The organism is Cystobacter fuscus DSM 2262 (genome assembly GCF_000335475.2).
GTDB classification, from domain to species: domain Bacteria; phylum Myxococcota; class Myxococcia; order Myxococcales; family Myxococcaceae; genus Cystobacter; species Cystobacter fuscus.
Window position 1 is genome coordinate 200,543 of record NZ_ANAH02000066.1, and the last position, 23,367, is coordinate 223,909.

General features: G+C 68.8%; 20 protein-coding genes. 16 read left to right on the forward strand and 4 right to left on the reverse strand.

Going from position 1 to position 23,367, the window contains the following annotated elements; translation table 11 throughout:
* The first annotated feature begins 14 nt into the window (after nucleotides 1-14).
* Entirely contained in the window at nucleotides 15-953 is a 939-nt protein-coding gene (locus D187_RS41420; RefSeq protein ID WP_002629877.1) for a LysR family transcriptional regulator, read from the forward strand.
* On the opposite strand, the gene thiD is transcribed toward D187_RS41420, so the two are convergent.
* On the reverse strand, nucleotides 944-1,744 hold the full coding sequence (thiD, locus tag D187_RS41425; RefSeq protein ID WP_043434216.1) for a bifunctional hydroxymethylpyrimidine kinase/phosphomethylpyrimidine kinase: 801 nt from the start codon (nucleotides 1,742-1,744) through the stop codon (nucleotides 944-946). The genes D187_RS41420 and thiD overlap by 10 nt on opposite strands.
* Before the next feature lie 125 nt (nucleotides 1,745-1,869).
* On the opposite strand from thiD, the gene D187_RS41430 reads away from it, so the two are divergent.
* Nucleotides 1,870-3,144 (forward strand): CCA tRNA nucleotidyltransferase, encoded by a 1,275-nt coding sequence (locus tag D187_RS41430; protein ID WP_497463189.1) that lies wholly within the window; start codon nucleotides 1,870-1,872, stop codon nucleotides 3,142-3,144.
* Nucleotides 3,145-3,185: 41 nt separating this feature from the next.
* Here the strand turns inward: D187_RS41430 and D187_RS41435 are convergent, their stop codons facing one another.
* Nucleotides 3,186-5,096: a Hint domain-containing protein gene (locus tag D187_RS41435; protein ID WP_002629873.1), complete on the reverse strand. Its 1,911-nt coding sequence runs from the start codon at nucleotides 5,094-5,096 to the stop codon at nucleotides 3,186-3,188.
* Between the two features lie 399 nt (nucleotides 5,097-5,495).
* On the opposite strand from D187_RS41435, the gene mnmA reads away from it, so the two are divergent.
* From mnmA to D187_RS41500, 13 genes are all read left to right on the forward strand, one after another.
* Nucleotides 5,496-6,542: a tRNA 2-thiouridine(34) synthase MnmA gene (gene mnmA / locus D187_RS41440; protein WP_002629872.1), complete on the forward strand. Its 1,047-nt coding sequence runs from the start codon at nucleotides 5,496-5,498 to the stop codon at nucleotides 6,540-6,542.
* Nucleotides 6,543-6,663: 121 nt separating this feature from the next.
* Nucleotides 6,664-7,590 (forward strand): SPOR domain-containing protein, encoded by a 927-nt coding sequence (locus tag D187_RS41445; protein WP_002629871.1) that lies wholly within the window; start codon nucleotides 6,664-6,666, stop codon nucleotides 7,588-7,590.
* Nucleotides 7,591-7,602: 12 nt separating this feature from the next.
* Entirely contained in the window at nucleotides 7,603-8,802 is a 1,200-nt protein-coding gene (gene manA, locus D187_RS41450) for a mannose-6-phosphate isomerase, class I (RefSeq protein WP_002629870.1), read from the forward strand.
* Between the two features lie 147 nt (nucleotides 8,803-8,949).
* The gene (locus tag D187_RS41455) at nucleotides 8,950-9,141 is read left to right on the forward strand and encodes a ribbon-helix-helix domain-containing protein (RefSeq protein WP_002629869.1); all 192 of its coding nucleotides are present in this window, start codon (nucleotides 8,950-8,952) and stop codon (nucleotides 9,139-9,141) included.
* 14 nt (nucleotides 9,142-9,155) lie between these two features.
* Nucleotides 9,156-10,115, forward strand: a complete 960-nt coding sequence (locus D187_RS41460; RefSeq protein ID WP_002629868.1) for a UDP-glucuronic acid decarboxylase family protein — start codon at nucleotides 9,156-9,158, stop codon at nucleotides 10,113-10,115.
* A 61-nt stretch (nucleotides 10,116-10,176) separates the two neighbouring features.
* The gene (locus D187_RS41465; protein ID WP_002629867.1) at nucleotides 10,177-11,103 is read left to right on the forward strand and encodes an SDR family oxidoreductase; all 927 of its coding nucleotides are present in this window, start codon (nucleotides 10,177-10,179) and stop codon (nucleotides 11,101-11,103) included.
* Nucleotides 11,104-11,208: 105 nt separating this feature from the next.
* Nucleotides 11,209-11,847 (forward strand): SRPBCC family protein, encoded by a 639-nt coding sequence (locus D187_RS41470; protein WP_002629866.1) that lies wholly within the window; start codon nucleotides 11,209-11,211, stop codon nucleotides 11,845-11,847.
* A 215-nt stretch (nucleotides 11,848-12,062) separates the two neighbouring features.
* Complete coding sequence (lepA, locus tag D187_RS41475; RefSeq protein WP_002629865.1) at nucleotides 12,063-13,874, forward strand: translation elongation factor 4; 1,812 nt, start codon at nucleotides 12,063-12,065, stop codon at nucleotides 13,872-13,874.
* A gap of 3 nt (nucleotides 13,875-13,877) precedes the next feature.
* The gene (gene lepB / locus D187_RS41480; RefSeq protein WP_002629864.1) at nucleotides 13,878-15,116 is read left to right on the forward strand and encodes a signal peptidase I; all 1,239 of its coding nucleotides are present in this window, start codon (nucleotides 13,878-13,880) and stop codon (nucleotides 15,114-15,116) included.
* A gap of 46 nt (nucleotides 15,117-15,162) precedes the next feature.
* Nucleotides 15,163-16,056 carry an aspartate carbamoyltransferase catalytic subunit gene (locus tag D187_RS41485; RefSeq protein WP_002629863.1) on the forward strand — a complete coding sequence of 298 codons (894 nt, stop codon included), beginning with the start codon at nucleotides 15,163-15,165 and terminating at the stop codon, nucleotides 16,054-16,056.
* Complete coding sequence (locus D187_RS41490; protein ID WP_002629862.1) at nucleotides 16,053-17,363, forward strand: dihydroorotase; 1,311 nt, start codon at nucleotides 16,053-16,055, stop codon at nucleotides 17,361-17,363. The genes D187_RS41485 and D187_RS41490 overlap by 4 nt, the downstream gene beginning before the upstream one ends.
* Nucleotides 17,360-18,478, forward strand: a complete 1,119-nt coding sequence (gene carA / locus D187_RS41495; protein ID WP_002629861.1) for a glutamine-hydrolyzing carbamoyl-phosphate synthase small subunit — start codon at nucleotides 17,360-17,362, stop codon at nucleotides 18,476-18,478. The genes D187_RS41490 and carA overlap by 4 nt, the downstream gene beginning before the upstream one ends.
* 15 nt (nucleotides 18,479-18,493) lie before the next feature.
* The gene (locus D187_RS41500) at nucleotides 18,494-19,177 is read left to right on the forward strand and encodes a DUF7986 domain-containing protein (protein WP_002629860.1); all 684 of its coding nucleotides are present in this window, start codon (nucleotides 18,494-18,496) and stop codon (nucleotides 19,175-19,177) included.
* 7 nt (nucleotides 19,178-19,184) lie between these two features.
* On the opposite strand, the gene D187_RS41505 is transcribed toward D187_RS41500, so the two are convergent.
* Both D187_RS41505 and D187_RS41510 read right to left on the reverse strand, forming a co-directional pair.
* Entirely contained in the window at nucleotides 19,185-19,763 is a 579-nt protein-coding gene (locus tag D187_RS41505) for an imm11 family protein (protein WP_043434221.1), read from the reverse strand.
* Nucleotides 19,760-21,139, reverse strand: a complete 1,380-nt coding sequence (locus D187_RS41510) for an AHH domain-containing protein (RefSeq protein WP_081714060.1) — start codon at nucleotides 21,137-21,139, stop codon at nucleotides 19,760-19,762. The genes D187_RS41505 and D187_RS41510 overlap by 4 nt, the downstream gene beginning before the upstream one ends.
* Nucleotides 21,140-21,451: 312 nt before the next feature.
* Here D187_RS41510 and D187_RS51185 point away from each other — a divergent pair, with 312 nt between their 5' ends.
* Nucleotides 21,452-23,098 (forward strand): Kelch repeat-containing protein, encoded by a 1,647-nt coding sequence (locus D187_RS51185; RefSeq protein WP_002629856.1) that lies wholly within the window; start codon nucleotides 21,452-21,454, stop codon nucleotides 23,096-23,098.
* Nucleotides 23,099-23,367 lie beyond the last annotated feature (269 nt).

The following is a 23,367-nucleotide window of genomic DNA, read 5'->3' on the forward strand; positions in this document are numbered from 1 at the left end:
GGTCATGTGTTCGCATGAACCGGGCTCATGAATCGTCACGGCTGACGGGGCTGGATCTCAACCTCTTCCGGGTCTTCGACGTCGTGCTCCAGGAGCGCAGCCTCACGCGGGCCGCGGAGGTGCTCTTCCTGAGCCAGTCGGCCGTGAGCCATGCGCTGGCGCGGCTGCGCGAACAGCTCGGTGAGCCGCTCTTCGTGCGGGAGGGAAGGGGCGTCACCCCCACGCCGCTCGCCGAACGGCTCGCCCCGGAGATCCGCGAGGCGCTCGCGCTGCTCCAGCAGGCGGTGCACCGCACCCGGGGCTTCGAGCCCGAGCGGGACGTGACCGAGGTGACCCTCGCGATGAATGACGAGCTGGAGCCCGCGCTGCTGCCGCGCCTGGTGGAGCGCCTGCGCGCGAGCGCCCCGAAGGTCCGGGTCTCCAGCGTCCGGGTCGAGCGCTCCAAGCTGGAGAGGGATCTGGCGTCGGGGTGGTTGGACCTGGCGATCGACGTGGCGCAACTGACGGGCGCCGGACTGCTCCACACGGCGCTGATGCGCGACAGCTTTTGCGTGGTGAGCGGGCGGCGGCGCAAGAAGCTGGACGTGGCGGCGTATCTGGCCGCGCGGCATGTCACGGTGTCGTCCCGGCGCACGGGGCTGGCCATGGAGGATCTGGTGATCAACCGCCTGGGCCACCAGCGTCAGGTCGCCGTGCGCTGCCAGAACTACGAGGCGGCGTGCCGCATCGTCTCGGAGTCGGACCTGTTGCTCACCCTGCCACGGCGCCAGGCGCGGGCCATTGGGGTGCCCATGGGCAACCACCTGCTGCCGGTGCCGCTCGCGCTCCCGCCCATCGAGCTCCACCTCTACTGGCACCGGCAGACGGACCTGGATCCGAGGGGCCGGTGGTTGCGCGAGCAATTGCTCGCGCTGGCCGGAGAGCTGCTCGGCCGTGAGGCCCGTCAGGGGTAGGACTTCACGGTGTGGGTATGGTTGAGGGGTCCATTGCCGTGACCGAAGCCGGGCGCGGTGCGGATGGCGGTGCGCACGTAGGCATGGGCGCGCTCGATGGCCTGGTGCAGCTCCATCTTCTGGGCGAGCCCCGTGGCGATGGCCGACGCCAGGGTGCAGCCCGTACCGTGCGTGGAGGAGTCGGGGAGGCGCTCGCCCCGGTATTCATGGCGTCCCGCCGGACTGAGCAGCACGTCGCGCACCACGTCTCCCGGCACGTGGCCGCCCTTGAGCAGCACGGCCCGAGCGCCCATCTTCAGCAAGCGCTCGGCGGCGCGGTCCTGCTCCTCGAAGGTGGTGACGGGCAGGCCCGTGAGCGCCTCGGCCTCGGAGGCGTTGGGGGTGATGACGGCGGCGCGTGGCAGGAGCAGCTCGATGAGGGCCCGCTCGGCCCCGCTGTCCAGCAGCCGGGCGCCTCCCTTGGCGACCATGACGGGGTCCACGACGAGGGGGACGTGGGGCGCGTGGCGGTCGAGCTCCTCGCGCACGGCGGCGATGACCTCGGGCTTGCTCAACATGCCCGTCTTGAGCGCATCCGCCCCGATGTCCTCGAGCACCATCTGGATCTGCAAGCGGATGAAGGGCAGGGGGACGTCGTGGATGGCCCGCACGGTGCGCGTGTCCTGCGCGGTGAGCGCGGCGATGGCCGTGGCCGCGTACCCCTGGAGGGCCGTCACCGTCTTCACGTCCGCCTGGATGCCGGCTCCGCCCCCGGAGTCCGATCCCGCGATGATCAACACACGTCCCTTCACGGCTTGTGCTCCTTCTCCAGCGTCATTTCCCGGATGGCTCCGGGCGCCCGGGGTATACCAGTGCTTGCCCGCGTGGAAGGGGACATGTCACCTTCCCGGGCTTCTCCGCTCGCCGAGCCCGCCTCATGACGATGCCCGCCCTCCTGATCGACGCCCCGGTTCCCCCGCCCATCCGCAAGGTCATCGAGCGGCTGCGGGAAGAGGGCCATGCCGCCTACCTGGTCGGCGGGTGTGTCCGGGACACGCTCCGGGGCGTCGCGCCCAAGGACTTCGACGTCGCCAGCAGCGCGTGGCCCGAGGAGGTGCAACGCGCCTTCCCCAAGGTCATTCCCACCGGCATCCAGCACGGCACCGTCACCGTGCTCATGGGAGGCGTGCACGTCGAGGTCACCACCTTCCGCAGCGAGGGCGACTACCACGACGGCCGCCGCCCCAACACCGTCACCTTCGAGCGCGACATCGCCAAGGATCTGGCCCGGCGCGACTTCACCATCAACGCCATGGCGTGGGACCCCGCCGGAGGGCATTTCGTCGATCCCTTCGGGGGACAGGAGGACCTGGGCCGGCGGCTCATCCGCTGCGTGGGCTCGGCGCTCGAGCGCTTCTCCGAGGATGGGTTGCGCCCCCTGCGTGCCGTGCGCTTCGCCGCGGTGCTCGACTTCACGCTCGATCCCGCCACCCAGGCCGCCATCCCGCCCTCGCTTCCGGTCTTCCGGAAGGTGGCCATCGAGCGGGTGAGGGAAGAGTTCGTCAAGCTGCTGTTGTCCCGGCGCGCGGAGTTCGGGCTGGAGCTGCTCGCCGACACGGGTCTCCTGGGAGTCTTCCTGCCCGAGCTGGCCCAGGCGGAGCCCGAGGCCGCCCACCGGGCCCGGGCCGCCGCGATCGCCGCCCCCGCCGAGGCGGAGCTCCGGATGGCCGCCCTGCTCGCGGACCTCGTCGAGCCCCCGCGGGCCGAGGAGATCGGCGTCCGGCTCAAGTTCCCCACCAAATGCATCGAGCACATCCGCCTGCTGGTGACGCACGCACGCGTCGAGCACCTCGTGGGGGCACCGGATCCCGTGCTTCGCCGCCTGCTCGCCAAGGTGGGGCTCGCCCAGCTCGAGGGGCTGTGTGCCGTGGCCCGGGCCCGGCTCCAGGTGCGCGAGCCCGCCCGGATGCCGGAGTTCGAGGCCCTCCTGGAGCGTCTGCGCGCCCTGGCCGCCACGAAGCCGCCGCTGAGCCCCAAGGAACTCGCGCTCAACGGCGGGGCCATCATGTCCGCCCTGGGGGTGGGGCCCTCGCCGATGGTGGGGGAGGCCACGCGCTTCCTCATGGAGCAGGTGCTCGACGAGCCCTCGCGCAATACACCGGAGACCCTCCGGGAGTTGCTGACGGGCTGGCGACAGGCGCGTGGGGCCTGACAGGAGCGAGGGGTGGAGGGCCGGGCCCCCCGCTCCGTGACTCATTCGGCTGACCGCCTCCGCGCGTTCAGGTAGTCCTGGTGCCAGGCCTTGGGCAGGCGGGCCAGCACGTCCGCCGCCGGCTCGTTCGCGGGACGCTCCAGTTCCTCCTGCATGGCCATATCCCCCACGAGGAAGCCGCCCGCGAACATCGTCTGGCCCAGCGCATCCACTCCCGCCAGTTCCTCGGCGGTCCCCAGCTTCAGGTTGAACACGCGTTTGCCCTTCACCGGCACGCGCTTCACCGCGGTGAGCGAGGCCACGCCCTTGTCCGTGCGGACCTGATCCCTCACCTTCAAATCCCTCGCCGCCACCACCTGGCCCTTCGCGGTGACGATCGGGTGCATCTCGGTGAGCATTACCTGGTGGCCGAGGCTGTCACGCAGGTGCACGAAGGGCGCGAGCTCATTACCGCGAGCCACGTCGGTCACCGTCAACACCGCACGGCCGGCTCCCGCGAGAACCTTGTCCCCCAGCTTCACCTGCTCCACCGGCACCACGCGGCCCCCGGCGAGCTGGATGCGGGTGCCCTCGGCCATGCAGCTATTGCGGAAGAAGAGCCGCTGGGTGGTCAACTCGCGCCCGTCGATCGCCTGGGACTTGTAGAACGGCTCCAGGTAGTCGACGCCCTCCGCGCTGGTGCACCTGGCCTTTCCCATGATGGTGATGGTGAAGGTGGTGGCTCTGTTGAGGACCTTGTTCACCCCACAGTCCTCCGGGTCGTTCTGGTTGATGCTGTACGAGGTGTCGGCGAGATGGTTGAACGTCGCCGCGTAGTTGCCCACGGGAAGCAGGCTCTTGAAGTCCACCGTGTTGGAGCAGACCACGCCCGTGTCGGTGTGGAGCCGGATCCGGCCGTAGGTGTAGCTATCCACTTTGCATTGTAAGTAATTGCGAGACCCTGCCTTGATCTCCGTGCGGACTGGGATGTAGAGCCGCCGGTTGTTGAACGGCGCGGAGAACTCCCAGTAATCGGCGGGGTTGAGCACGCCCGGGGCGTCGGTCCTCGACGCCGCGACTCCGGTCGGCGTCGGGGGATAGGCCATCAGCACGCCATTGGAGTAGCCGGCCACCGCGTAGTCGCAGTCCGCGCCGCCACGGAGCTGACACAGGACGATGTCGGCCGTGTTGTTCGGGACGTTCTCGCGCGGATGGAGGAGCGTGAATCCTCCCTCTTCCCGCAGGGCGACGGACGTACGGGCCACGGTGTAGGTGGAGACGTCCCGGCCCGTCACGTCATCGACGGCCAGGGCGATGGACTCCAGCCGGAGCAGGCGTCCATCCGCCACGTGCACCGTGGCCACGGTGCCCACATCGATGAAGTTGGTTCCACCGCCGTACTCCTCGCCCGCGTTGGACGCGACCAGCCTGCTCTGGGTCTCCGTCTGATTGGTTTCATAGGCGACGATGTCCGCATAGACGTAGGTGGCCCCTCCCTGGCAGCTCACGTGGACATACGGTTCATAGCGCATGGACTTGCCATCATTGCTGGGCACCGGAGGCTTCACGATCAGGTAGTGGTCGCACCAGATCGGCTGCTCGGGCAGCGCCGCGGCCGCGGGTTGCCCATTCCCGCGGGAGAGGGCACGCCGCCTCAATCTGGCCAGCTTGTTGAAGAGCTCGGGCGAGTTCCGCTCATTCTTGCCCGCCGCATGGAGCCGATTGAGCACGAAGCCGTATTGCGTGTCATCCGACAGGTCGAGTTCGATGCTGAGCCGGTCGCCGCGCGTGCGCGATCTGGCATCATACAGCGCGCTCATCTGCTGGGATTGCCCGGTCAACACCTGGTGCGACACGTTCGTGGAAAGCGGCCGCGGCGGCGGACTCCATCCGGCACTCAACAACGCCAGACCCGACAACTGAACGGCACGGATGAAACACTTCCACGGTGACAAGGCTTTCTCGAGTCCCATTGGGCGCCCCCATGAATAGACACCGCGCCAGGCGCGATGTCTTGATAGGGATTACAGGAAAAAAAGGAAAAGGAAATGCACTGCCGGTATGGCGATACCTCCGGGCAATGAGTTATAGGCTTTCCGTCGAACCTCATTCCCAGACCTCAAGCTTTTGATAAAAGCACCCCCACGGGCGCGGGGGTCGCCAGGACAAGCGCTCGGCCCGCTGGCCGCTGACATGGTGAAGGCCTCTGCCGCCCCCACCCGGTCGCGTTCGTCCCCCCCTCCGGACGCTTGCCCGCCCGCCTGGACTCCATGAGCCCGCGGGAGGGCAGGGGGACCGGAATGACACGGGGGGCCCTCTTCGAGGTGTCGAGGGGGTCGCATGCGGCGGGGCGGACGTGTAGAGAGAGAACCATGCGAGTCGTCGTTGCCATGAGTGGAGGAGTGGACTCCTCGGCCGCCGCCGCCCTGCTCCAGGAGCAGGGGCACGAAGTCATCGGGATCACCCTCCGGGTCTGGTCCTACGAGGGCAAGGCCCAGTGCGGGAGCTGTTGCAGCCCGGATGACATCGACGATGCCCGCGCCGTGGCGCAGAAGCTCGGCATCCCGTTCTACGTCGCCGACGCCGAGGAGCTCTTCAAGGACCGGGTCATCAACCCCTTCGTCCAGTCCTACCTCGGGGGCCGCACGCCCATCCCCTGCGTGGCGTGCAACCGCGACGTGAAGTTCAACTTCCTGCTCAAGCGCGCCCGCGCCCTGGGCGCCCGGCTCGCCACCGGGCACTACGCCCGCGTCGAGCAGGAGGGGGGCCGCTACGTGCTGCGCCGCGCCGTGGACGCCGCCAAGGACCAGAGCTACTTCCTCTTCACGCTCGGGCAGGCGGAGCTGGCCGACATCCTCTTTCCCGTGGGCGGCATGACGAAGGCCGAGGTGCGCGCCGTCGCCGAGCGCCACGGGCTGCCCACCAGCCACAAGCCCGAGAGCATGGAGATCTGCTTCGTGCCGGACGGGGACTACGCCGGCTTCGTGGAGAAGGTGGCCGGGCCCCAGCCCGCGGGGGAGATCGTCGACACGGCGGGACAGGTGCTCGGCACACACGCGGGGGTGCACCGCTTCACGGTGGGGCAGCGCCGGGGGCTCAACCTCGGGGGAGGGGAGGCGCGCTACGTCCAGCGCATCGAGCCCGAGTCCAACCGCGTCGTGGTGGGCCCCGCGGACGAGTCGGCGCGCGGCACTTTTGGACTTTTGCAGCCGCACTGGGTGGATGGGCCGCCCCCGCCGGAGCGCTCCGTGATGGTCCGCATCCGCCACCGCCACCCGGGCGCGGCGGGCCGCGTGGAGGTGTCTCCTCATGGGCTCGTGTCCATCCGGCTCGACACCCCCGCGCGGGCCGTGACTCCCGGCCAGGCCGCGGTCGTCTACGAGGGGGATCGGATGCTGGGCGGTGGGTGGATCGTCTAGGCTCGCCCTGAATTTGACCGGCAGGTAGGTGGGGCGTACCTTCCGCCGCACCTCGACGCTACAGGCCGCGACACTCGTGTGGCCGGGCCGGGGCTCCGCTACAATCGAGGACCGCTACGCCATGCGCGATGCCCATCGGATGAAGGAGAAGTTCGACGTCTCGCTCGACAACCGGCAGGTCGTGAGCCTGTTGATCGCCGGGATCATCGTGCTGGGAGCCGTGTTCGTGCTCGGCGTCGTGGTGGGCAAGCAGCTCGCCGGCAACGCCCAGTCCGCCGCCGCCCCGGATCTCCTGTCGGCGCTCGATGCCAATGCCCAGGCGCTCCAGCAGGCGCGCGAGGCCGAGTCGCCGCTCACCTTCCAGGACGAGCTGACGCGCAAGAGCAGCCCGGACGCCGCGCCCTCCAAGCCCGGCACCGTCACGGTCGCCATTCCTCCGCCGGCTCCCAAGCCCAAGCCCGTGGAGGTCCCGCCCGCCGACGTGGCCGAGCCCACCGAGGACAACCCCCCCGCGCCCAGCCCCACCGACGACGACTACGCGCCCAGCGGCACCGCCAAGGCCCCCGCGCCCAAGCCGGCCGAGACCAAGGTGGCCGAAGCCAAGCCGGAGCCCAAGCCGGCCGAGCCCAAGGTGGCCGAGCCCAAGCCCGCGCCCAAGCCGGCCGAGACCAAGGTGGCCGACAGCAAGCCCGTCACCACGCCCGGCAAGGTGGAGTCCGCGCCCGTGGCGACCCGGACCACTCCGGCCGCCGGTGGGATGAAGGAGGCCATTGCCCGCGCCGCCCAGCGCCCCACCGAGGCCGTCCCCGGCGGCGCCTTCACCCTGCAGCTGTCCGCCTTCCAGAGCCGTCCGGAGGCCGACCGTTTCGCGGCGAAGCTGCGCGATCGCGGCTACGCGCCCTTCATCGTCCCCGCCGAGGTCCCCGGCAAGGGCACGTGGTACCGGGTCCGCATGGGCAGCTTCCCCTCCAAGGACGCCGCGTCGCGCTACCTCTCGGACTTCAAGCGCGAGACCCAGCTCCAGGCCTTCGTGGCCGCCGCGAACTAGCCTCCCGCCGTCATGCACCTGCTCGACAACGTCATCCAACCGTATGCGTGGGGCTCGCGAACGGCCCTCGCCGAGCTGCTCGGTCAGCCCGCGCCTTCCGCCACCCCCCAGGCCGAGCTGTGGATGGGCGCCCACCCCGGAGGCCCCTCGCGGGTGGGCCGGGAGGGGGCCTCCCGGACGTTGCTCGAGCTCATCCGCTCCGCGCCGGAGCGCGAGCTGGGCGAGGGGGTGACGCGCCGCTTCGGCGCCGAGCTGCCCTTCCTCTTCAAGGTGCTCGCGGCCGAGACGCCCCTGTCCCTGCAGACGCACCCGAGCCTCGCGCAGGCGCGTGAGGGCTTCGCGCGGGAGAACGCCCAGGCCATCCCCCTGAGCGCCCCCCACCGCAACTACAAGGACGCCAACCACAAGCCCGAGCTCACCTGCGCCCTGACGCCCTTCGAGGCCCTGTGTGGCTTCCGCCGCGCGGACGAGACGCTCGCGCTCTTCGACGCGCTCGGCGTGGCGGCGCTGGAGCCGCTGCTCGCTCCCCTGCGGGCCTCGCCGGACGCGCGCGGTGTCTCGCGCATGTTCGAGGCGCTGATGACGTTCCCGTCCGAGCGCCGTGCCTCGCTCGTGGCCGGGGTGGTCGACGCCTGCGCGGCGGGCCTCGCGCGACCCGGTCCCTTCCACGCGGAGTGGCGCCAGGCGGTGCGGCTCGGCTCGCTCTACCCGGGAGACCCCGGCGTCGTGGCCGCGCTGATGCTCAACCTCGTGCGGTTGCAACCCGGCCAGGCCATCTACCTGCCCGCGGGCAACCTCCACGCCTACCTCGGCGGGGTGGCCGTGGAGCTCATGGCCAACTCGGACAACGTGCTGCGCGGCGGCTGTACGCCCAAGCACGTGGATGTGCCGGAGCTCTTGCGCGTGCTGGACTTCCGGTGCGGCCCCGTCGACGTGCTCGTCGCGCGGCCCCGCGAGGACGGGGAGGCCGTCTACCCGACCCCCTCCGAGGAGTTCCGCCTCTCGCGCTTCCAGTTGCGGCCGGGCGCCGTCTCGCGTCCGGCGCGCCGGGGGCCGGAGATCCTCCTGTGCGCCGAGGGCTCCGCCCGGCTGAGCCTGCCGGGCGAGACGCTCGCGTTGCCGCGGGGCGCCTCGGTGTACGTGAGCGCGGCGGATGGCGCCTACTCGCTCGAGGGCGAGGGGCTCGTGTTCCGCGCCACCGCCGGGCTCTGACGCCGGGGCGCTGGCGTCGGGCCCACAACCACAACAACCTACCGGGAGTCAAGCGCTCATCCCTCGGAATTCAGAGGGATTCACGACAGAAGCGCCGAAAACAGCGCTACAAGGGCCATGTCACTCCATATATTTTCACGTATCGCCATGGCCCGAAAGAAGATCAGCACGACCATCTACATCACGCCGGAGCAGAACGAGATGCTCAAGGCGTTGAACCAGAAGACGAAGGTTCCCGTGGCCGAGTACATCCGGCAGGGGATTGATCTCGTGCTGGAGAAGTACAAGGCGCAACTGCCGGGCCAGGCGACCTTCGACGAACTGGGGACGCGGTCATGAGTGGGGCGCGGAGCATGAAGGGGCAGCGGGTGGCGGTGTTGGGTGGCGCGGGCTTCCTCGGCTCCCATCTGTGCGAGCGGCTGCTGGAGGATGGGGCGGCGCGCGTGGTGTCGGTGGACAACTGCCTCACGGGTTCCGAGCGCAACGTGGCCCACCTGAGGGCGCGCGCGGGCTTCGAGTCGCTGCGCCAGGACATCACCGAGGGCCTGTCCGTGGAGGGCCCGTTGGACTACGTCTTCAACCTGGCCTCGCCCGCCTCGCCCATCGACTACGCGAAGCTGCCGTTGGAGACGATGCGCGTGGGCTCGGTGGGCACGGAGAACGGGCTGAAGCTCGCCGAGGTCAAGGGCGCGGTGTTCCTCCAGGCCTCCACTTCGGAGATCTACGGGGATCCGCTCGTGCACCCCCAGCGCGAGGACTACTGGGGCAACGTGAACTCCATCGGCCCGCGCGCCTGCTACGACGAGGCCAAGCGCTACAGCGAGGCGCTCACCATGGTGTACGCGCGCTCGCGTGGGGTGAAGACGCGCATTGTCCGCATCTTCAATACCTACGGCCCGCGTATGCGACTCAACGACGGGCGCGTGGTGCCGGCGTTCGTGGGCCAGGCGCTGCGGGGCGAGGACTTCACCGTCTTTGGCGATGGCACCCAGACGCGCTCCTTCTGTTACGTGAAGGACCTCATCGACGGCCTGGTACGGCTGGCGCTCTCGGACGTCATCGAGCCGGTGAACATCGGCAACCCCCGGGAGATGACGATGCGGGAGTTCGCCGAGGCGGTGCGCAAGGCGGCGGGCGGAGGCGGGAAGATCGTCCACCTGCCGCTGCCCAAGGACGATCCCAAGCAGCGCCAGCCGGACATCACCCGGGCGCGGGAGTGGCTCGGGTGGGAGCCTCGCGTCAGCTTGGAAGAAGGTCTGCGGGAGACCATCTCCTGGTTCCGGAAGGTTGCCGGCCAGGGGTCGGGCTCCTAACTTCGCCGCACGTTTCGCGACGTTTTCGAACGCCACCCCCGAGGGTGGCAGGAGCCTCAGAGTGAAAGTCCTGGTGACGGGTGGAGCGGGCTTCATCGGCTCGCACGTGTGTGACGCGTTCGTCCGTTCGGGCCATGAGGTCATCGCCCTGGACAACCTGTCGAGCGGCAAGAAGGAGAACCTGGATCCGCGTGTGCGGCTGGAGGTGACGGACATCCGCAGCCCGGAGGCCGCGCAGCTCGTGCGCTCCGAGCGTCCGCAGATCCTCTGCCACCTGGCGGCGCAGATGGACGTGCGCCGCAGCGTGGAGGATCCCCGCTTCGACGCGGAGGCCAACATCCTCGGCTTCCTCAACCTGCTGGAGGCCTCGCGCGTGGCGGGCGTGCAGAAGGTGGTGTTCAGCTCGACGGGTGGGGCCATCTACGGCGAGCAGGACGTCTTCCCGGCGCCCGAGTCCCATGCCACCCGGCCGATTTCTCCCTACGGCGTGTCCAAGGCCGCGGGTGAGCTGTACCTCAACTATTACAAGGCCCAGTACGGGCTGAAGTACGTGGCGCTGCGCTACGCCAACGTGTACGGCCCGCGGCAGAACCCGCACGGCGAGGCCGGCGTGGTGTCCATCTTCAGCACGCGGCTGCTCGCCGGCCAGGACTGCACCATCTACGGTGAGGGCAAGCAGACGCGCGACTTCGTCTACGTGGAGGACGTGGCGCGCGCCAACCTGCTCGCGGCGGAGAAGGACTACTCGGGCCCCATCAACATCGGCACCGGCGTGGAGACGGACATCAACCGCCTCTTCAGCCTGCTGGCCCAGGCGGCCGGCTCCCCCAAGGCCGCGGGACATGCCCCGGGCCGGCCCGGCGAGCAGATGCGCTCGTGCGTGGACAACCGGCTCGCCCGGGAAGTGCTCGGCTGGCAGCCCACGGTGGACCTGGCCGAGGGTACCCGGCGCACCGTCGCCTTCTTCCGCGAGAAGGCCGGGCGCTGAGCTTCCCCGAGGGGCTGGGCAGTCCACACCGCCGGACTCTTGTGGGCATTGGGGTGGCTTCCCTATGACGCTCTTTCCGCCGCTCGTCGGCTGAAAGGGCTCTCCGTGCTCAAGAAGATCCTCCTGGGTCTGGCTGTCGTCATCGTCGCGCTGTGCGGCTTCATCGCCACGCGTCCGTCCACCTACTCCGTCCAGCGCTCCGCGACGTTCAAGGCGCCGCCGGACATCGCCTTCGCGCTGGTGAATGACTTCCACCAGTGGGGCGGGTGGTTGCCGTGGGGCGCGCTGGACCCGAGCCAGAAGACGACGTTCGAGGGCGCGCCCATGGGCGTGGGGGCGCGCTACGGCTGGTCCGGCAATGATGAGGTGGGCGAGGGTCGGATGCTCATCGAGGAGAGCAAGCCGAACGAGCTGGTGCGCATCCAGTTGGAGTTCATCCGCCCCTTCGCGTCCACCAGCCGCACCACCTTCACGTTCAAGCCGGCGGCCGAGGGCGTGCAGGTGACGTGGGAGATGAGTGGCGAGGACGACTTCATGGGCAAGGCCTTCTGCCTCGTCGTCGATCGGGACGCCATGCTCGGCAAGGACTTCGACAAGGGCCTGGCGGCCATGAAGACGCTGGCGGAGGCCGAGGCTGGCAAGCGCGCCGAGGCGGCGAAGCTGGCGGCCGAGAAGGCGGCGGCCCCGGTCGAGGCTCCTCCGGCCGCCGAGGGGGGGCAGGCCGTCGCGGCTCCCACGCCCTAGACTCCCTCCTGGGGAGGAGCTCCCGCCCCGGAGGGCCAGTGCTTCCGGGAGGTTGCGCGCGGCGGGTGAGGCCCTGGGGGCCTCTTCGGGCCCTGGGGGAGGGCGGTGACGCACGGGCGGATGCCCGGGTGCATGGTGCCGCCTCGTGTGCGTGGATTTCAGGGGGGTTCGGTGTTAGTCAAGCCGGCTTCCTCGTAACCCGAGGCCCCTCGACCATGTCGTCCGAAAACGCCCACATCCGCAACTTCTCGATCATCGCGCACATCGACCACGGCAAGTCCACCCTGGCCGATCGCTTGCTCGACGCCACCGGCACGGTGACGAAGCGCGAGGCGCAGGACCAGTTCCTCGACAACATGGAGCTGGAGCGCGAGCGGGGCATCACCATCAAGGCCCAGTCGGTGCGGATGAACTACACCGCCAAAGACGGCCAGAAGTATGTCCTCAACCTCATCGACACCCCGGGACACGTCGACTTCGCCTACGAGGTGAGCCGCTCGCTCGCCGCGTGCGAGGGCGCCCTCCTGGTGGTGGACGCCTCCCAGGGCGTCGAGGCCCAGACGCTCGCCAACGTCTACATGGCGTTGGACCACAACCTGGAGATCATCCCGGTCATCAACAAGATCGACTTGCCGAGCGCCGACGTGGAGCGCACGCGCACGGAGATCGAGGACGTGATCGGCATCGACGGCTCCAGCGCCGTGCCGGCCTCCGCCAAGGAGGGCATCGGCATCAAGGACATCCTCGAGGCGGTGGTGAAGACCGTGCCGCCCCCCGCGGGAGATCCGGCCGCTCCGCTGCGCGCGCTCATCTTCGACAGCTGGTACGACAACTACCGCGGCGTGGTGACGCTGGTGCGCGTGCTCGAGGGCACGCTCAAGCTCAAGCAGAAGATCAAGCTGTGGAGCAACAACAAGGTCTTCGAGGTGCAGGAGCTGGGCGTCTTCAGCCCGTTCTCCCGCCCGGTGCAGCAGCTCATCGCGGGCGAGGTGGGCGTGCTCGTGGCCAACGTGAAGGAGCTGCAGGACGCCAAGGTGGGTGACACCGTGACGGAGGAGCTGCGCCCCACGGACGCGCCCTTCCCGGGCTTCAAGGAAGTCAAGCCCATGGTGTTCTCCGGCATCTTCCCGGTGGACTCCGAGCAGTACGAGGGCCTGCGCGACGCGCTCGGCAAGCTCAAGCTCAACGACGCGGCCTTCACCTACGAGCCCGAGTCCTCCACGGCGCTCGGCTTCGGCTTCCGCTGCGGCTACCTGGGCCTGCTCCACATGGAGATCGTCCAGGAGCGTCTGGAGCGCGAGTACAACCTGTCGCTCATCACCACGGCGCCCTCGGTGGTCTACCGCATCACCGACTCGCAGGGCGCGGTGACGCACGTGGACAACCCGGCCAAGCTGCCGCCGGTGCAGAAGATCGCCAAGTTCGAGGAGCCCGTCCTCACCTGTCACATCCACGTGCCCAACGACTACCTGGGCGCGGTGCTCAAGCTGTGCCAGGACCGGCGAGGCGTGCAGAAGGACATGAAGTACCTGGGCACCAGCGGCACGCGCGTGCAGGTGACGTACGAGATGCCGCTCGCCGAGGTCGTCTTCGACTTCTTCGACAAGCTCAAGAGCGTCACGCGCGGCTACGCCAGCCTCGACTACGAGCTGGCCGGCTACGTGGAGGCGGACCTGGTGCGCCTGGACATCCTCATCAACGGGGACCCCGTGGACGCGCTCAGCGTCATCGTCCACAAGGAGCGCGCCTACCAGCGTGGCCGCGAGGTGTGCCAGAAGCTCAAGGAAGTCATTCCCAAGCAGATGTACGAGGTGGCCATCCAGGGGGCCATCGGCGCGAAGATCATCTCGCGCGAGACCATCTCCGCCATCCGCAAGAACGTGCTCGCCAAGTGCTACGGCGGTGACATCAGCCGCAAGCGCAAGCTGCTGGAGAAGCAGAAGGAGGGCAAGAAGCGCATGAAGCAGGTGGGCTCGGTGGAGATCCCGCAGGAGGCCTTCCTCGCGGTGCTCAAGACGGAGGAATAGCTCATGTCCCTCAGCGCCACCTCACCGACCGGCTTCGAGGCCACCCTGTCCGCCCGCCAGAGTCCCGAGCACCTCAGGGCGAGCCGCGCGCTCTTGTGGCGCGAGCGGCTCACCAGCCTGTGGGCGCCCCTGGTGGTGATCGGCCTGGCGTACATTCCCTACCTGGTGCTCATCGAGTTCGTGCCCGAGTCCGCCGTGTGGAGCCAGCCGCTCATGCAGGCGCTGGCGGGGGGCATGCTGCTGTACTTCCTGGGGCTCTTGCTCTGGCGCCTGACGGTGCCCCGGGCCCGGGTGCTGCGCGCGCTGCGCAGCGAGGCGCGCGAGCTGCTCGACGAGGTGGCGCGCATCCACAAGCGCGTGCCGGGGAAGATCTCCGCCGAGGCGTCCGTGCGGCTCGCCGAGCAGGCGATGCAGGTGGAGGCCGCCATCGTCTCCGGCGAGGTGCCGCGCCTGGAGCAGGAGACGCGGGCGTTCGACGCGCTCGCCACCCAGCTGCTCGGGGTCTGGCGCAAGCAGGACACCTGGGAGGTGATCTCCGGCTTCGCCAAGGCGTTCGCGGTGGCGGTCGTCATCCGCGTCTTCATCATCGAGCCCTACCGCATCCCCTCTGGCTCCATGCTGCCGACGCTGGAGATCGGCGATCAGGTCTTCATCAACAAGTACATCTACGGCGTGCGGTTGCCGTACACCAACTACGTGCCGTTCCAGATCGTCCGCGCCCCGGCGCGCGGGGACGTCATCGTCTTCAACAACCCCGTGCAGACGGACGTGGACTTCATCAAGCGCGTGGTGGGCGTGCCCGGCGACACCGTGGAGCTCGTCGACGGCGAGGTGCGCATCAACGGCGTGCCGCAGGAGCGCACGTTGGTGGACGCGGATCTCATCGTCTACAACAAGCACGACGCCCTGGGCTGGTTCCCCGAGCACCGCCGGCTCTACGAGGAGAACCTGTCGGGCAAGCGGCACGCCGTGCTCCAGGACGCTCCGGCCGCCCGCACGCCGCACGAGGGGCCCTACGTCGTCCCCGAGGGCCAGGTTTTCGTCATGGGTGACAATCGGGAAAACAGTTCCGACAGCCGCTACGGCCTGGGCACCGGCCTGGGCGTGGCGTTCGTCCCCTACGGCCACATCAAGGGCAAGGCCATGGTCATCTGGATGGCGCTCGGCCACGGGGGCTGGTTGAGCGGCTTGTTCGATGGAACCGGCTTGCGCACGGATCGCCTCTTCACGCCGGTGCGCTGAAACCCACGCTTGACGCCCCGCGCGTGCCACGGTACGCGGGGGCCTCATGCGTCATCTGTTGGGAATCGAGGGCTTGCGTCGCTCGGACATCGAGGCGCTGCTCGATCGGGCCGAGGCCCACCTGCATGGTAGTCCCGACGCCTCGCATGTGCTCCGGGGCAAGGTGGTGGCCAACCTCTTCTTCGAGGACTCCACCCGGACTCGCACCTCCTTCGAGATGGCCGCTCACGCGCTCGGGGCCGAGGTGCTCAACTGGACGATGGCGGGCTCGTCCGTGTCCAAGGGCGAGACGCTCCTGGACACCGCGCGCAACATCGAGGCCACCGGCCCCGTGGCGCTCATCATCCGCCACCGCTCCTCGGGCGCGCCCCACCTGGTGGCCCGGCACGTGCGCTGCGCCGTCGTCAACGCGGGGGACGGCACCCACGAGCACCCCTCGCAGGGCCTGCTGGACGCCTTCACGCTGCGCCGGCGCTGGGGAAAGCTCGACGGGCGCACGGTGCTCATCATCGGCGACGTCCTCCACAGCCGCGTGGCGCGCTCCAACCTGCACTGCCTCACCGCGCTGGGCGCGAAGGTGGTGCTGTGCGGCCCGCCCACGCTCCTGCCCCCGGGGCTCGAGGCGCTCGGAGCCCGCGTCACCTCGCGCCTGGACGACGTGCTGCCCGAGGCGGACGCCGTCATGTGCCTGCGCGTGCAGTCCGAGCGCCAGAGCGAGAGCTTCTTTCCCTCGGCGCGTGAGTTCTCCCGGCTGTTCGGGCTCAACGCCGCCCGCGCCGAGCGGCTCAAGCCGGAGGCGCTCGTGCTGCACCCCGGCCCCATGAATCGCGGGGTGGAGATCGCTCCCGCCGTGGCCGATGGTCCCCACAGCGTCATCCTCGATCAGGTGGCGCACGGGGTGGCCGTGCGCCGTGCCGTCCTGGAGGTGGTGTGCCGATGAAGCCGACGACAGTGCTGCTGCGCCGCGGACGCGTCATCGATCCGCGCCACGGCGTGGATGGGGTGCGGGACGTGCTGGTGCGCGACGGGGTGGTGGCCGAGGTGTCCGAGGCCCCGATTGAAGCGCCGCCGGATGCCCAGGTGGTGGACGCCCAGGGCCGGTGGGTGCTGCCGGGCTTCATCGACTTGCACGTGCACCTGCGCGAGCCGGGCGAGGAGGGCAAGGAGACGGTGCTCACCGGGAGCCGCTCGGCGGTGGCCGGTGGCTTCACCGCGGTGGTGGCGATGCCCAACACCAAGCCCGTCAACGACAGCGTGCTCGTCACCGAGTACGTGAAGGCCAAGGCGCGCGAAGCGGGGCTGTGCCGGGTGTACCTGGCGGGCGCCATCACCAAGGGCCTGCAGGGCGAGGAGATGGCGGAGATGGGGGCGCTCGTGGCCGCCGGCTGCGTGTGCATCACCGACGACGGCCGCCCGGTGATGAACGCCGGCCTCATGCGCCGCGCGCTCCAGTACGCCACCCAGTTCGACCTGCCCGTCATGGTGCACGAGGAGGACCTGACGCTGTCGGGCAAGGGGGTCATGCACGAGGGCCCCACCTCCACGCGCCTGGGGCTCATCGGCATTCCGCCCTCGGCCGAGGTGGCCATGGTGGCGAGGGATCTCGTGCTGCTGGAGGAGACGCGCGGCCGACTGCACGTGGCCCACGTGTCGTGCGAGGGGAGCGTGCGGCTCATCCGCGAGGCCAAGCGCCGGGGCCTGCGCGTCACCGCCGAGGCCACCCCGCACCACTTCACGCTGGAGGACGAGGCGGTGGGGGACTACGACACCCACGCCCGGATGAATCCGCCCCTGCGCACCCGCCAGGACGTGCTGGCCGTGCGCGAGGCTCTCGCGGATGGAACGATCGACGCCATCGCCACGGATCACGCGCCCCATGGGGTGCTGGAGAAGCAGGTGGAGTTCGACAAGGCGTGGAATGGCGTGGTGGGACTGGAGACCGCCCTGGGTCTCACCCTGGCGGCGGTGCGCGAGGGCGCGCTGAGCCTGACGCGGGCCGTGGCCCTCTTGTCGGATGGGCCGGCGAGGGCATTCGGCCTGCCGGGCGGCCATCTGGCCGTCGGGGCTCCGGCGGACATCACGGTAGTGGAGCCAGACGTGGAGTGGACGGTGGATGCGACGCGGTTCTTCTCCCGCAGCCGCAACACCCCCTTCCATGGCCGGCGTTTGACGGGCCGGGTCGCCCAGACGTGGGTGGGTGGCCGGCTGGTCTTCGAGAACGGGCAGACGAAGGAGTCCAGGTCATGAAGAGGGCCGTGCTGGCGTTGGCGGATGGCACCACCTTCGAGGGTCGCGCGCTGGGCGCGTCCGGCGAGACGGTGGGTGAAGTGGTGTTCAACACGTCGATGACCGGCTACCAGGAGATCCTCACCGACCCCTCCTATGTCGGGCAGATCGTCACCATGGCGTACCCGGAGATGGGCAACGTGGGCGCCAACCCCGGCGACGAGGAGTCACCCAAGCCGCACGCGGTGGGCATGGTGGTGCGCAACGCCTCGGCACAGCAGTCCAACTGGCGCGCCCAGGAGACGCTCGACGCCTACCTCAAGCGCCACGGGATTGTGGGCATCGAGGGGCTCGACACCCGCAGGCTCGTGCGCCACCTGCGCATCAACGGCGCGCAGATGGGCGTCGTCTCCACGGAAGGCCACTCGGCCAACGCCCTGGTGGAGCGCGCCCGCAACGCCCGGGGCATGGAGGGCATGGACCTGGCCACCGGCGTGTCCTGCGCCGAGCCCTACCTCTTCACCACCCCGTCTCCCACGCTGCTCGGCGAGGAGCCGCGCCCCGTCGTCGAGCCGCGCTTCGACGTGGTGGCCTACGACTACGGCCTCAAGCGCTCCATGCTCCACTACCTGGTGGACGTGGGGTGCCGGGTGAAGGTGGTGCCCGCGGGGACCACCGCCGAGCAGGTGCTCGCCGACAAGCCCCATGGCGTCTTCCTCGCCAACGGCCCCGGGGATCCGGCGGCGGTGAAGGGCGCGGACAAGGTGGTCGCCTCGCTGCTCGGCAAGGTGCCGGTGTTCGGCATCTGCCTGGGCCATCAGATCCTCGCCCTGGCGCTGGGCGGGCGCACCTACAAGATGAAGTTCGGCCACCGGGGCGCCAACCAGCCGGTGAAGGATCTGCTCACGGGCAAGGTGGAAATCACCAGTCAGAATCATGGTTTCGCCGTGGATGACGCCAGCGTGAAGGGCAGGGCGACGGTGAGCCACCTCAACCTCAACGACGGCACCGTGGAGGGCCTGAACGTGCCGGACGCCCGGGCGTTCAGCGTCCAGTACCACCCGGAAGCCTCTCCGGGGCCCCATGACGCCCGCTACCTCTTCACCCGCTTCGCGAAGCTGATGGCCGGAGAGTAGGATCTCGCCGCCCCCATGGAATCCCCTCTTTCGCCGTTGTCGTACCAACCCTACCTGGATCAGCTCATCGCCTTCGGGAGCCAGGAAGAGCGCAAGCCGGACCTGCTCGTCGCCAAGGCCGAGTACCTGCGCCTGACGGGCGAGGTGTTCGAGGACGACCAGCTCTTCGAGCTGCGCATGGCGTCCTTCCTGGACTACTACCTGTACGATCGCGTCTCGCCCACGTCCGGCAAGACGCCGGCGGCGGAGCTGTACGAGCTGCGGTTGCAGAGCGGACCGCCCGAGGAGGCCAACGCCTTCCGGTGCTTCACGGAGACGGTGCACGGCCTCTTCGAGGTGCGCAAGCTGGGCAAGGGCCTGGTGCGCCTGCGCGAGCTGCACTCGGGCAAGGACTTCGACGTCACCGAGCGCCGCCACATGGTGGGCCTGGAGACGGGAGACGTGCTGGAGGCCCGGCTCATCCCCTTCGCCGGCCATCTGCTCTTCTCCTCGGCCTTCTGCTTCCACCCGCGCGTGGCGGTGAAGGCCATCAAGGCCGAGGCCAAGCGCCGCAAGAAGAAGGAGCCCGAGCGCCCCCCCGTGGAGATGGTGTGGGAGTGCGCCCGGCGCGCGGTGAAGGCCGAGCGCTACAAGCAGATCGCCGTCGAGCGCATCTACGACTTCTCGCAGACGACGCCCTGGTTGGCGTCCGCGAGCTAGTTCTGCCTCAGGCGTCGGTGAAGCGGAGGCCGGTCAGGCCTTCGTGTTCCATGGCCTGCTTGAGACCTTCGGTCACGATGAGCGCGCCTGACCAGCCCCAGGGCCGCGAGATGGGGGTGTCGCCCATCTTCGCGGGGTCCACTTTCAGGCCGACGACGTTCCGATACTGGCCCACCTTCTCGGGAACCCCATGCCTGGGCTCCCAGAACCTGACCTCCTCGCATCGTGCTTCGTCGATACAACGGAGGACTCGCAGGGCGTTGAGGATGAAGTAAGGCTCCGTATGACCCTCCACTCGAGCCGGGATGAACTGGACCTCTTGCTGGAGGCTCAAGCGCTCGAAGAGCGAGACGACACGGGGGGTGACCACGGGCGTGCCGGGTCCGGTCAGACTGAAATCGAGGGGTTGCCCGGCGTGTGCGATGCCCAGAACAGGCGTCCCGTCCAAGACGACGGCGCGGCCCTTCGTGAACTGCCAGGGATCCAGTCGTTGGCCCCGATCATCCAGGTTGGTTTGACTCAAGACCCAGCGGCCAGGGACACGCATGTCGTCCCAGAGTTCGAAGTATCTGTTTCGAGAATTCATCGCTTCTTCGTGGCGAGCTTGTTGAGTCGTGAGCCGGGGGTGCAGATGTCGCCCGCGATTTCATCCAGCGTGTCCATGAGTCGCCGTCTGCACTCTTGCCTCTTCTGACATCCTTCGAGTGCCTCCCGGAGCCGCTTGTGGATTTCCGCATGGTAGGCCTCGGGGTGGGGACCTTGATGGTCACGGAGGTAGAGGATGTTCGCGGAATCATCAAGGCTCATCCCTGCTTGTTCGAACAACTCCTTGAACCGTGGTGTCCAGGGACCGCCGCTCACCTCCGACGTGTCATTCTTGTTCGTGGAGATGTGGTGGGCCTGATGGTTGTCCGCCTTGGCCTCGGCACAGTCTCCCGTCGTCCGGGCCTTGAGGGCCGCACTGGCCGCGGCAGCCGCCGTGTTGACGGTTACGCCCATGAGCACCACCGTCCCATTGGCTACGTGCACCTGCGTGCTAGAACCGGGGCCGAACGAGAACCCCCCGCGCGCGGGGCCGCCGAGGACATAGCGGGGCGCCTGGATCAACCCCCCCATTCCTCCCTTTGGGACTTCCGGAAGCGCTCTCGACAGCCGAGCTCCCGCCATGGTCACCAACACTCTCAAGCCCACTCCGCTCATGGCCTTCGCGAAGTGTCGGGCGGCTTCCTCCAACTGCCGGTTGTCCCGAGCAGCCTCCGCCTCGCGGAATAGCAGCAAGCAGGCTCTGCCCACGTTGACGACCTCCGCGATGGTGTAGGTCATCAGCAGGCTCAGGGTCACCGCCGCGGCGAACGCCTTGGAGAAAAGCGGTTCGGGAGCAGCCCACGCCAAGCCATACAGCATGAGGGAGAGGCCCACGGAGAGACTGAACGTGGGAGAGGAGAACAACTCCATGGCCGCAGCGTGTACGCCCTCGCCCATGTACCGCGGTGACAGCTTTAGGGCTTGAAACCACCTGGCGCTCTCCAGGGAGTCCGGCAATGGAAAATCTGGCGAGGGCGGGCCGTAGAACTTCAGATACTCGGCACGTACGCGCCTCTCCAGGTCCGTGGCTTTTGCACCAGATGGCGGGGTGACAGTCACGGCTGTGGTGACCGTTCCCCAGGACGCGAGGAGAGAGTGGTTTGGCCTCGGCTTCGAGGCGTTGAACTCCTTCTCCAGGGCCGCCATCAACGCCCGTACCTCTTCCACCGTCAGCGTCGCCAGCTTCGGATCTGGCCTGAGGGCGGGGAAGGTGAGTTCGAGACCGAACCGCTCGCCGCGGCCGTGGTACTCGCTCACCGCTACGGTCGCGAACTGAGAACTCAACGCGCCTTCAACGGGAGTTGCTCGGGCAAGGAACGGCAGTAGCAACAAGCACACGGCAGGGACGAGAGCATCCTTGGGCGTGGGTAGCGTCATGTACCGAGGGAGTAGGGCGGAATTCATGGATGTGAGCCAGTGGGGGCCGAGCGTACTTTCGCAGCCGACGCCCTGGTTGGCGTCCGCGAGCTAGTTCTCCTCGGGGAAGGTCGAGGCCCGGCTCCGGGCCTCCCTCTCCGAGCCGTGTGATTCCCCCCCCACATTCCCGTGTCTCGTCGCGTCCGGAGGCGCGCGGAGTTTCTTCGCGCAAATCACGATTTTCTCGCTTGTCATCTCCGACCGAGGGGCGTATAAAACGCTCATTAACGGAATTTTCCTCCCCACCTGTATTCCGGAGAGCCGATGAAAACCATGAAGTCCACGGCAAAGCGGGTCCTGAAGTCCTTCCTCGGTGGCGCGGCGCTGGCCGCGGCGGGCCTGTGCTTCGCTCCGGGCACGGCCTCGGCCGCCCAGTGCGTGGTGAAGTCGACGGGGGGCCAGATTCCGGCCGCCAAGCTCGTCTCCCTGGATCAGGCGGCCCTGGTCACCGTCACCTTCTGCGGTGGCACCGCCGGCTACAAGAGCCAGACGTTCCTGGTTCGCCCCGATGGCACCGTGCACATCGGCACCGGCAACACCACGCCCTCGGGGACGGAGTACGAGGTGGGCACGTTCCTCAAGGGCGGCGAGCTCGTCTTCGCCATCCGCGTGCCCGAGACGGGTCACACCTACTACTCGGGCCCGGGCAGCCGGAATCCGGATGGCATCGTCCATGCCGCGGTGACCGAACTCGGCAACAACAACTACCACGTCGGCTTCGAGGACCTCTACGCGAGCGGTGACGCGGACTACGACGACATCAACCTCGTCGTCACCTCCACCGCGCTCGTCGTCGTTCCCGCCGATGACACGGATACCGATGGCGACGGCATCATCGACTACGTCGACAACTGTGTCTCCATCCCCAACGCGGACCAGAGCGACATCGACGGCGACGGCGTGGGTGACGCGTGCAGCACGTACGGCACCTGGTCGCCCACGGGCCCCATGTTCCAGGTCCGCATCCTCCACACCGCCACCAAGCTGAACGATGGCCGCGTGATGGTGACCGGCGGCTACAACCCCTCCACGGAGATCTACGATCCCGCCACGGGCGCCTGGACGCGCTTCGCCGACACGCGCACCAACCACCGCTACCACACCGCCACCAAGCTGAACGACGGGCGCGTGCTGGTCGTCGGCGGTGATGGCGCCAGCGCCACCAGGTCCGCCGAGCTGTATGACGCGGCCAGCAACACCTGGACGCTCACCGGCAACCTGACGACGTTCCGCTCGCGCCACACGGCCACGCTCCTGCCCTCGGGCAAGGTGCTGGTGGTGGGCGGCATCGACAAGGCGACGGGCGCCGCGGTGGCCTCCGCCGAGCTGTATGACCCGGCCACGGGCACCTTCTCCGCCACCGGCGGCATGAACGATGCGCGCGCCAACTTCACCCTCACGCAGCTGGCCGATGGCAAGGTGCTCGCCACGGGCGGCGGCTCCGGCGAGGTGCGCTCGGCCTCCGCCGAGGTGTACAACCCGGCCACCGGCACCTGGACGCGCGTGGGCAACATGCTCCAGGGCCGCAACTCCCACGCCGCCGCCCGGCTCGGCAACGGCAAGGTGCTCGTGATGGGCGGCGCCGTCGACGGCGTGCCCTCCACCACCGCCGAGCTGTTCGACCCGGCCACCGGCTCCTTCTCCGCCACCGGCAACATGCACCAGCCGCGCCGCAACCACACCGCCACCTTGCTCCCCACGGGCCTGGTCGCCGTCGCCGGCGGGTACGACAAGTTCACCGGCACCCACGGCAAGGCGGAGATGTACAACCCGCTGACCGGCACGTGGATCCCCACCACCGAGATGATCGAGCACCGCTACTCGCACACCGCGACCCTGCTCGATGATGGCAAGGTGCTCGTGGCCGGCGGCATCAGCGTCGCCGTGGAGAACCAGGTCACCGCCGAGGTGCTGCGCTAAGCACCGGCGAGCTCCTCCCGGAGCCACCCGGGAGGAGCTTCCCGAAGAGCAGTCCCTCCACATCCCGTCGTGACCCGAGGGGCCCTGGCCATCGCGATTCATTCGCGGGCCAGGGCCCCTCTCGCGTTTCCCGCCCCTCGTGTCTCCCGGGTACCTTACCTTTTGGTGTGTACCCCACTTTTTCGTGCGTTCTTGTCATACGGGAAGCTCAACTCCTATCTTGCCGCGAGTCCAACGGAGCCCGCGCGACGCGGGCCCTGAGCAGGAGT

Bases quoted from the DNA above. Each gene is read 5' to 3' on its own strand.
- D187_RS41460 (WP_002629868.1), top strand. From the start codon at position 9,156: ATGAAGGGGCAGCGGGTGGCGGTGTTGGGTGGCGCGGGCTTCCTCGGC.
- mnmA (WP_002629872.1), top strand. From the start codon at position 5,496: ATGCGAGTCGTCGTTGCCATGAGTGGAGGAGTGGACTCCTCGGCCGCC.
- D187_RS41485 (WP_002629863.1), top strand. From the start codon at position 15,163: ATGCGTCATCTGTTGGGAATCGAGGGCTTGCGTCGCTCGGACATCGAG.
- lepB (WP_002629864.1), top strand. From the start codon at position 13,878: ATGTCCCTCAGCGCCACCTCACCGACCGGCTTCGAGGCCACCCTGTCC.
- D187_RS41500 (WP_002629860.1), top strand. From the start codon at position 18,494: ATGGAATCCCCTCTTTCGCCGTTGTCGTACCAACCCTACCTGGATCAG.
- D187_RS41420 (WP_002629877.1), top strand. From the start codon at position 15: ATGAACCGGGCTCATGAATCGTCACGGCTGACGGGGCTGGATCTCAAC.
- D187_RS41455 (WP_002629869.1), top strand. From the start codon at position 8,950: ATGGCCCGAAAGAAGATCAGCACGACCATCTACATCACGCCGGAGCAG.
- D187_RS41505 (WP_043434221.1), bottom strand. From the start codon at position 19,763: ATGAATTCTCGAAACAGATACTTCGAACTCTGGGACGACATGCGTGTC.
- D187_RS41430 (WP_497463189.1), top strand. From the start codon at position 1,870: ATGACGATGCCCGCCCTCCTGATCGACGCCCCGGTTCCCCCGCCCATC.
- D187_RS41510 (WP_081714060.1), bottom strand. From the start codon at position 21,139: ATGACGCTACCCACGCCCAAGGATGCTCTCGTCCCTGCCGTGTGCTTG.
- manA (WP_002629870.1), top strand. From the start codon at position 7,603: ATGCACCTGCTCGACAACGTCATCCAACCGTATGCGTGGGGCTCGCGA.
- D187_RS41490 (WP_002629862.1), top strand. From the start codon at position 16,053: ATGAAGCCGACGACAGTGCTGCTGCGCCGCGGACGCGTCATCGATCCG.
- D187_RS41445 (WP_002629871.1), top strand. From the start codon at position 6,664: ATGCGCGATGCCCATCGGATGAAGGAGAAGTTCGACGTCTCGCTCGAC.
- D187_RS41435 (WP_002629873.1), bottom strand. From the start codon at position 5,096: ATGGGACTCGAGAAAGCCTTGTCACCGTGGAAGTGTTTCATCCGTGCC.
- D187_RS51185 (WP_002629856.1), top strand. From the start codon at position 21,452: ATGAAGTCCACGGCAAAGCGGGTCCTGAAGTCCTTCCTCGGTGGCGCG.
- carA (WP_002629861.1), top strand. From the start codon at position 17,360: ATGAAGAGGGCCGTGCTGGCGTTGGCGGATGGCACCACCTTCGAGGGT.
- lepA (WP_002629865.1), top strand. From the start codon at position 12,063: ATGTCGTCCGAAAACGCCCACATCCGCAACTTCTCGATCATCGCGCAC.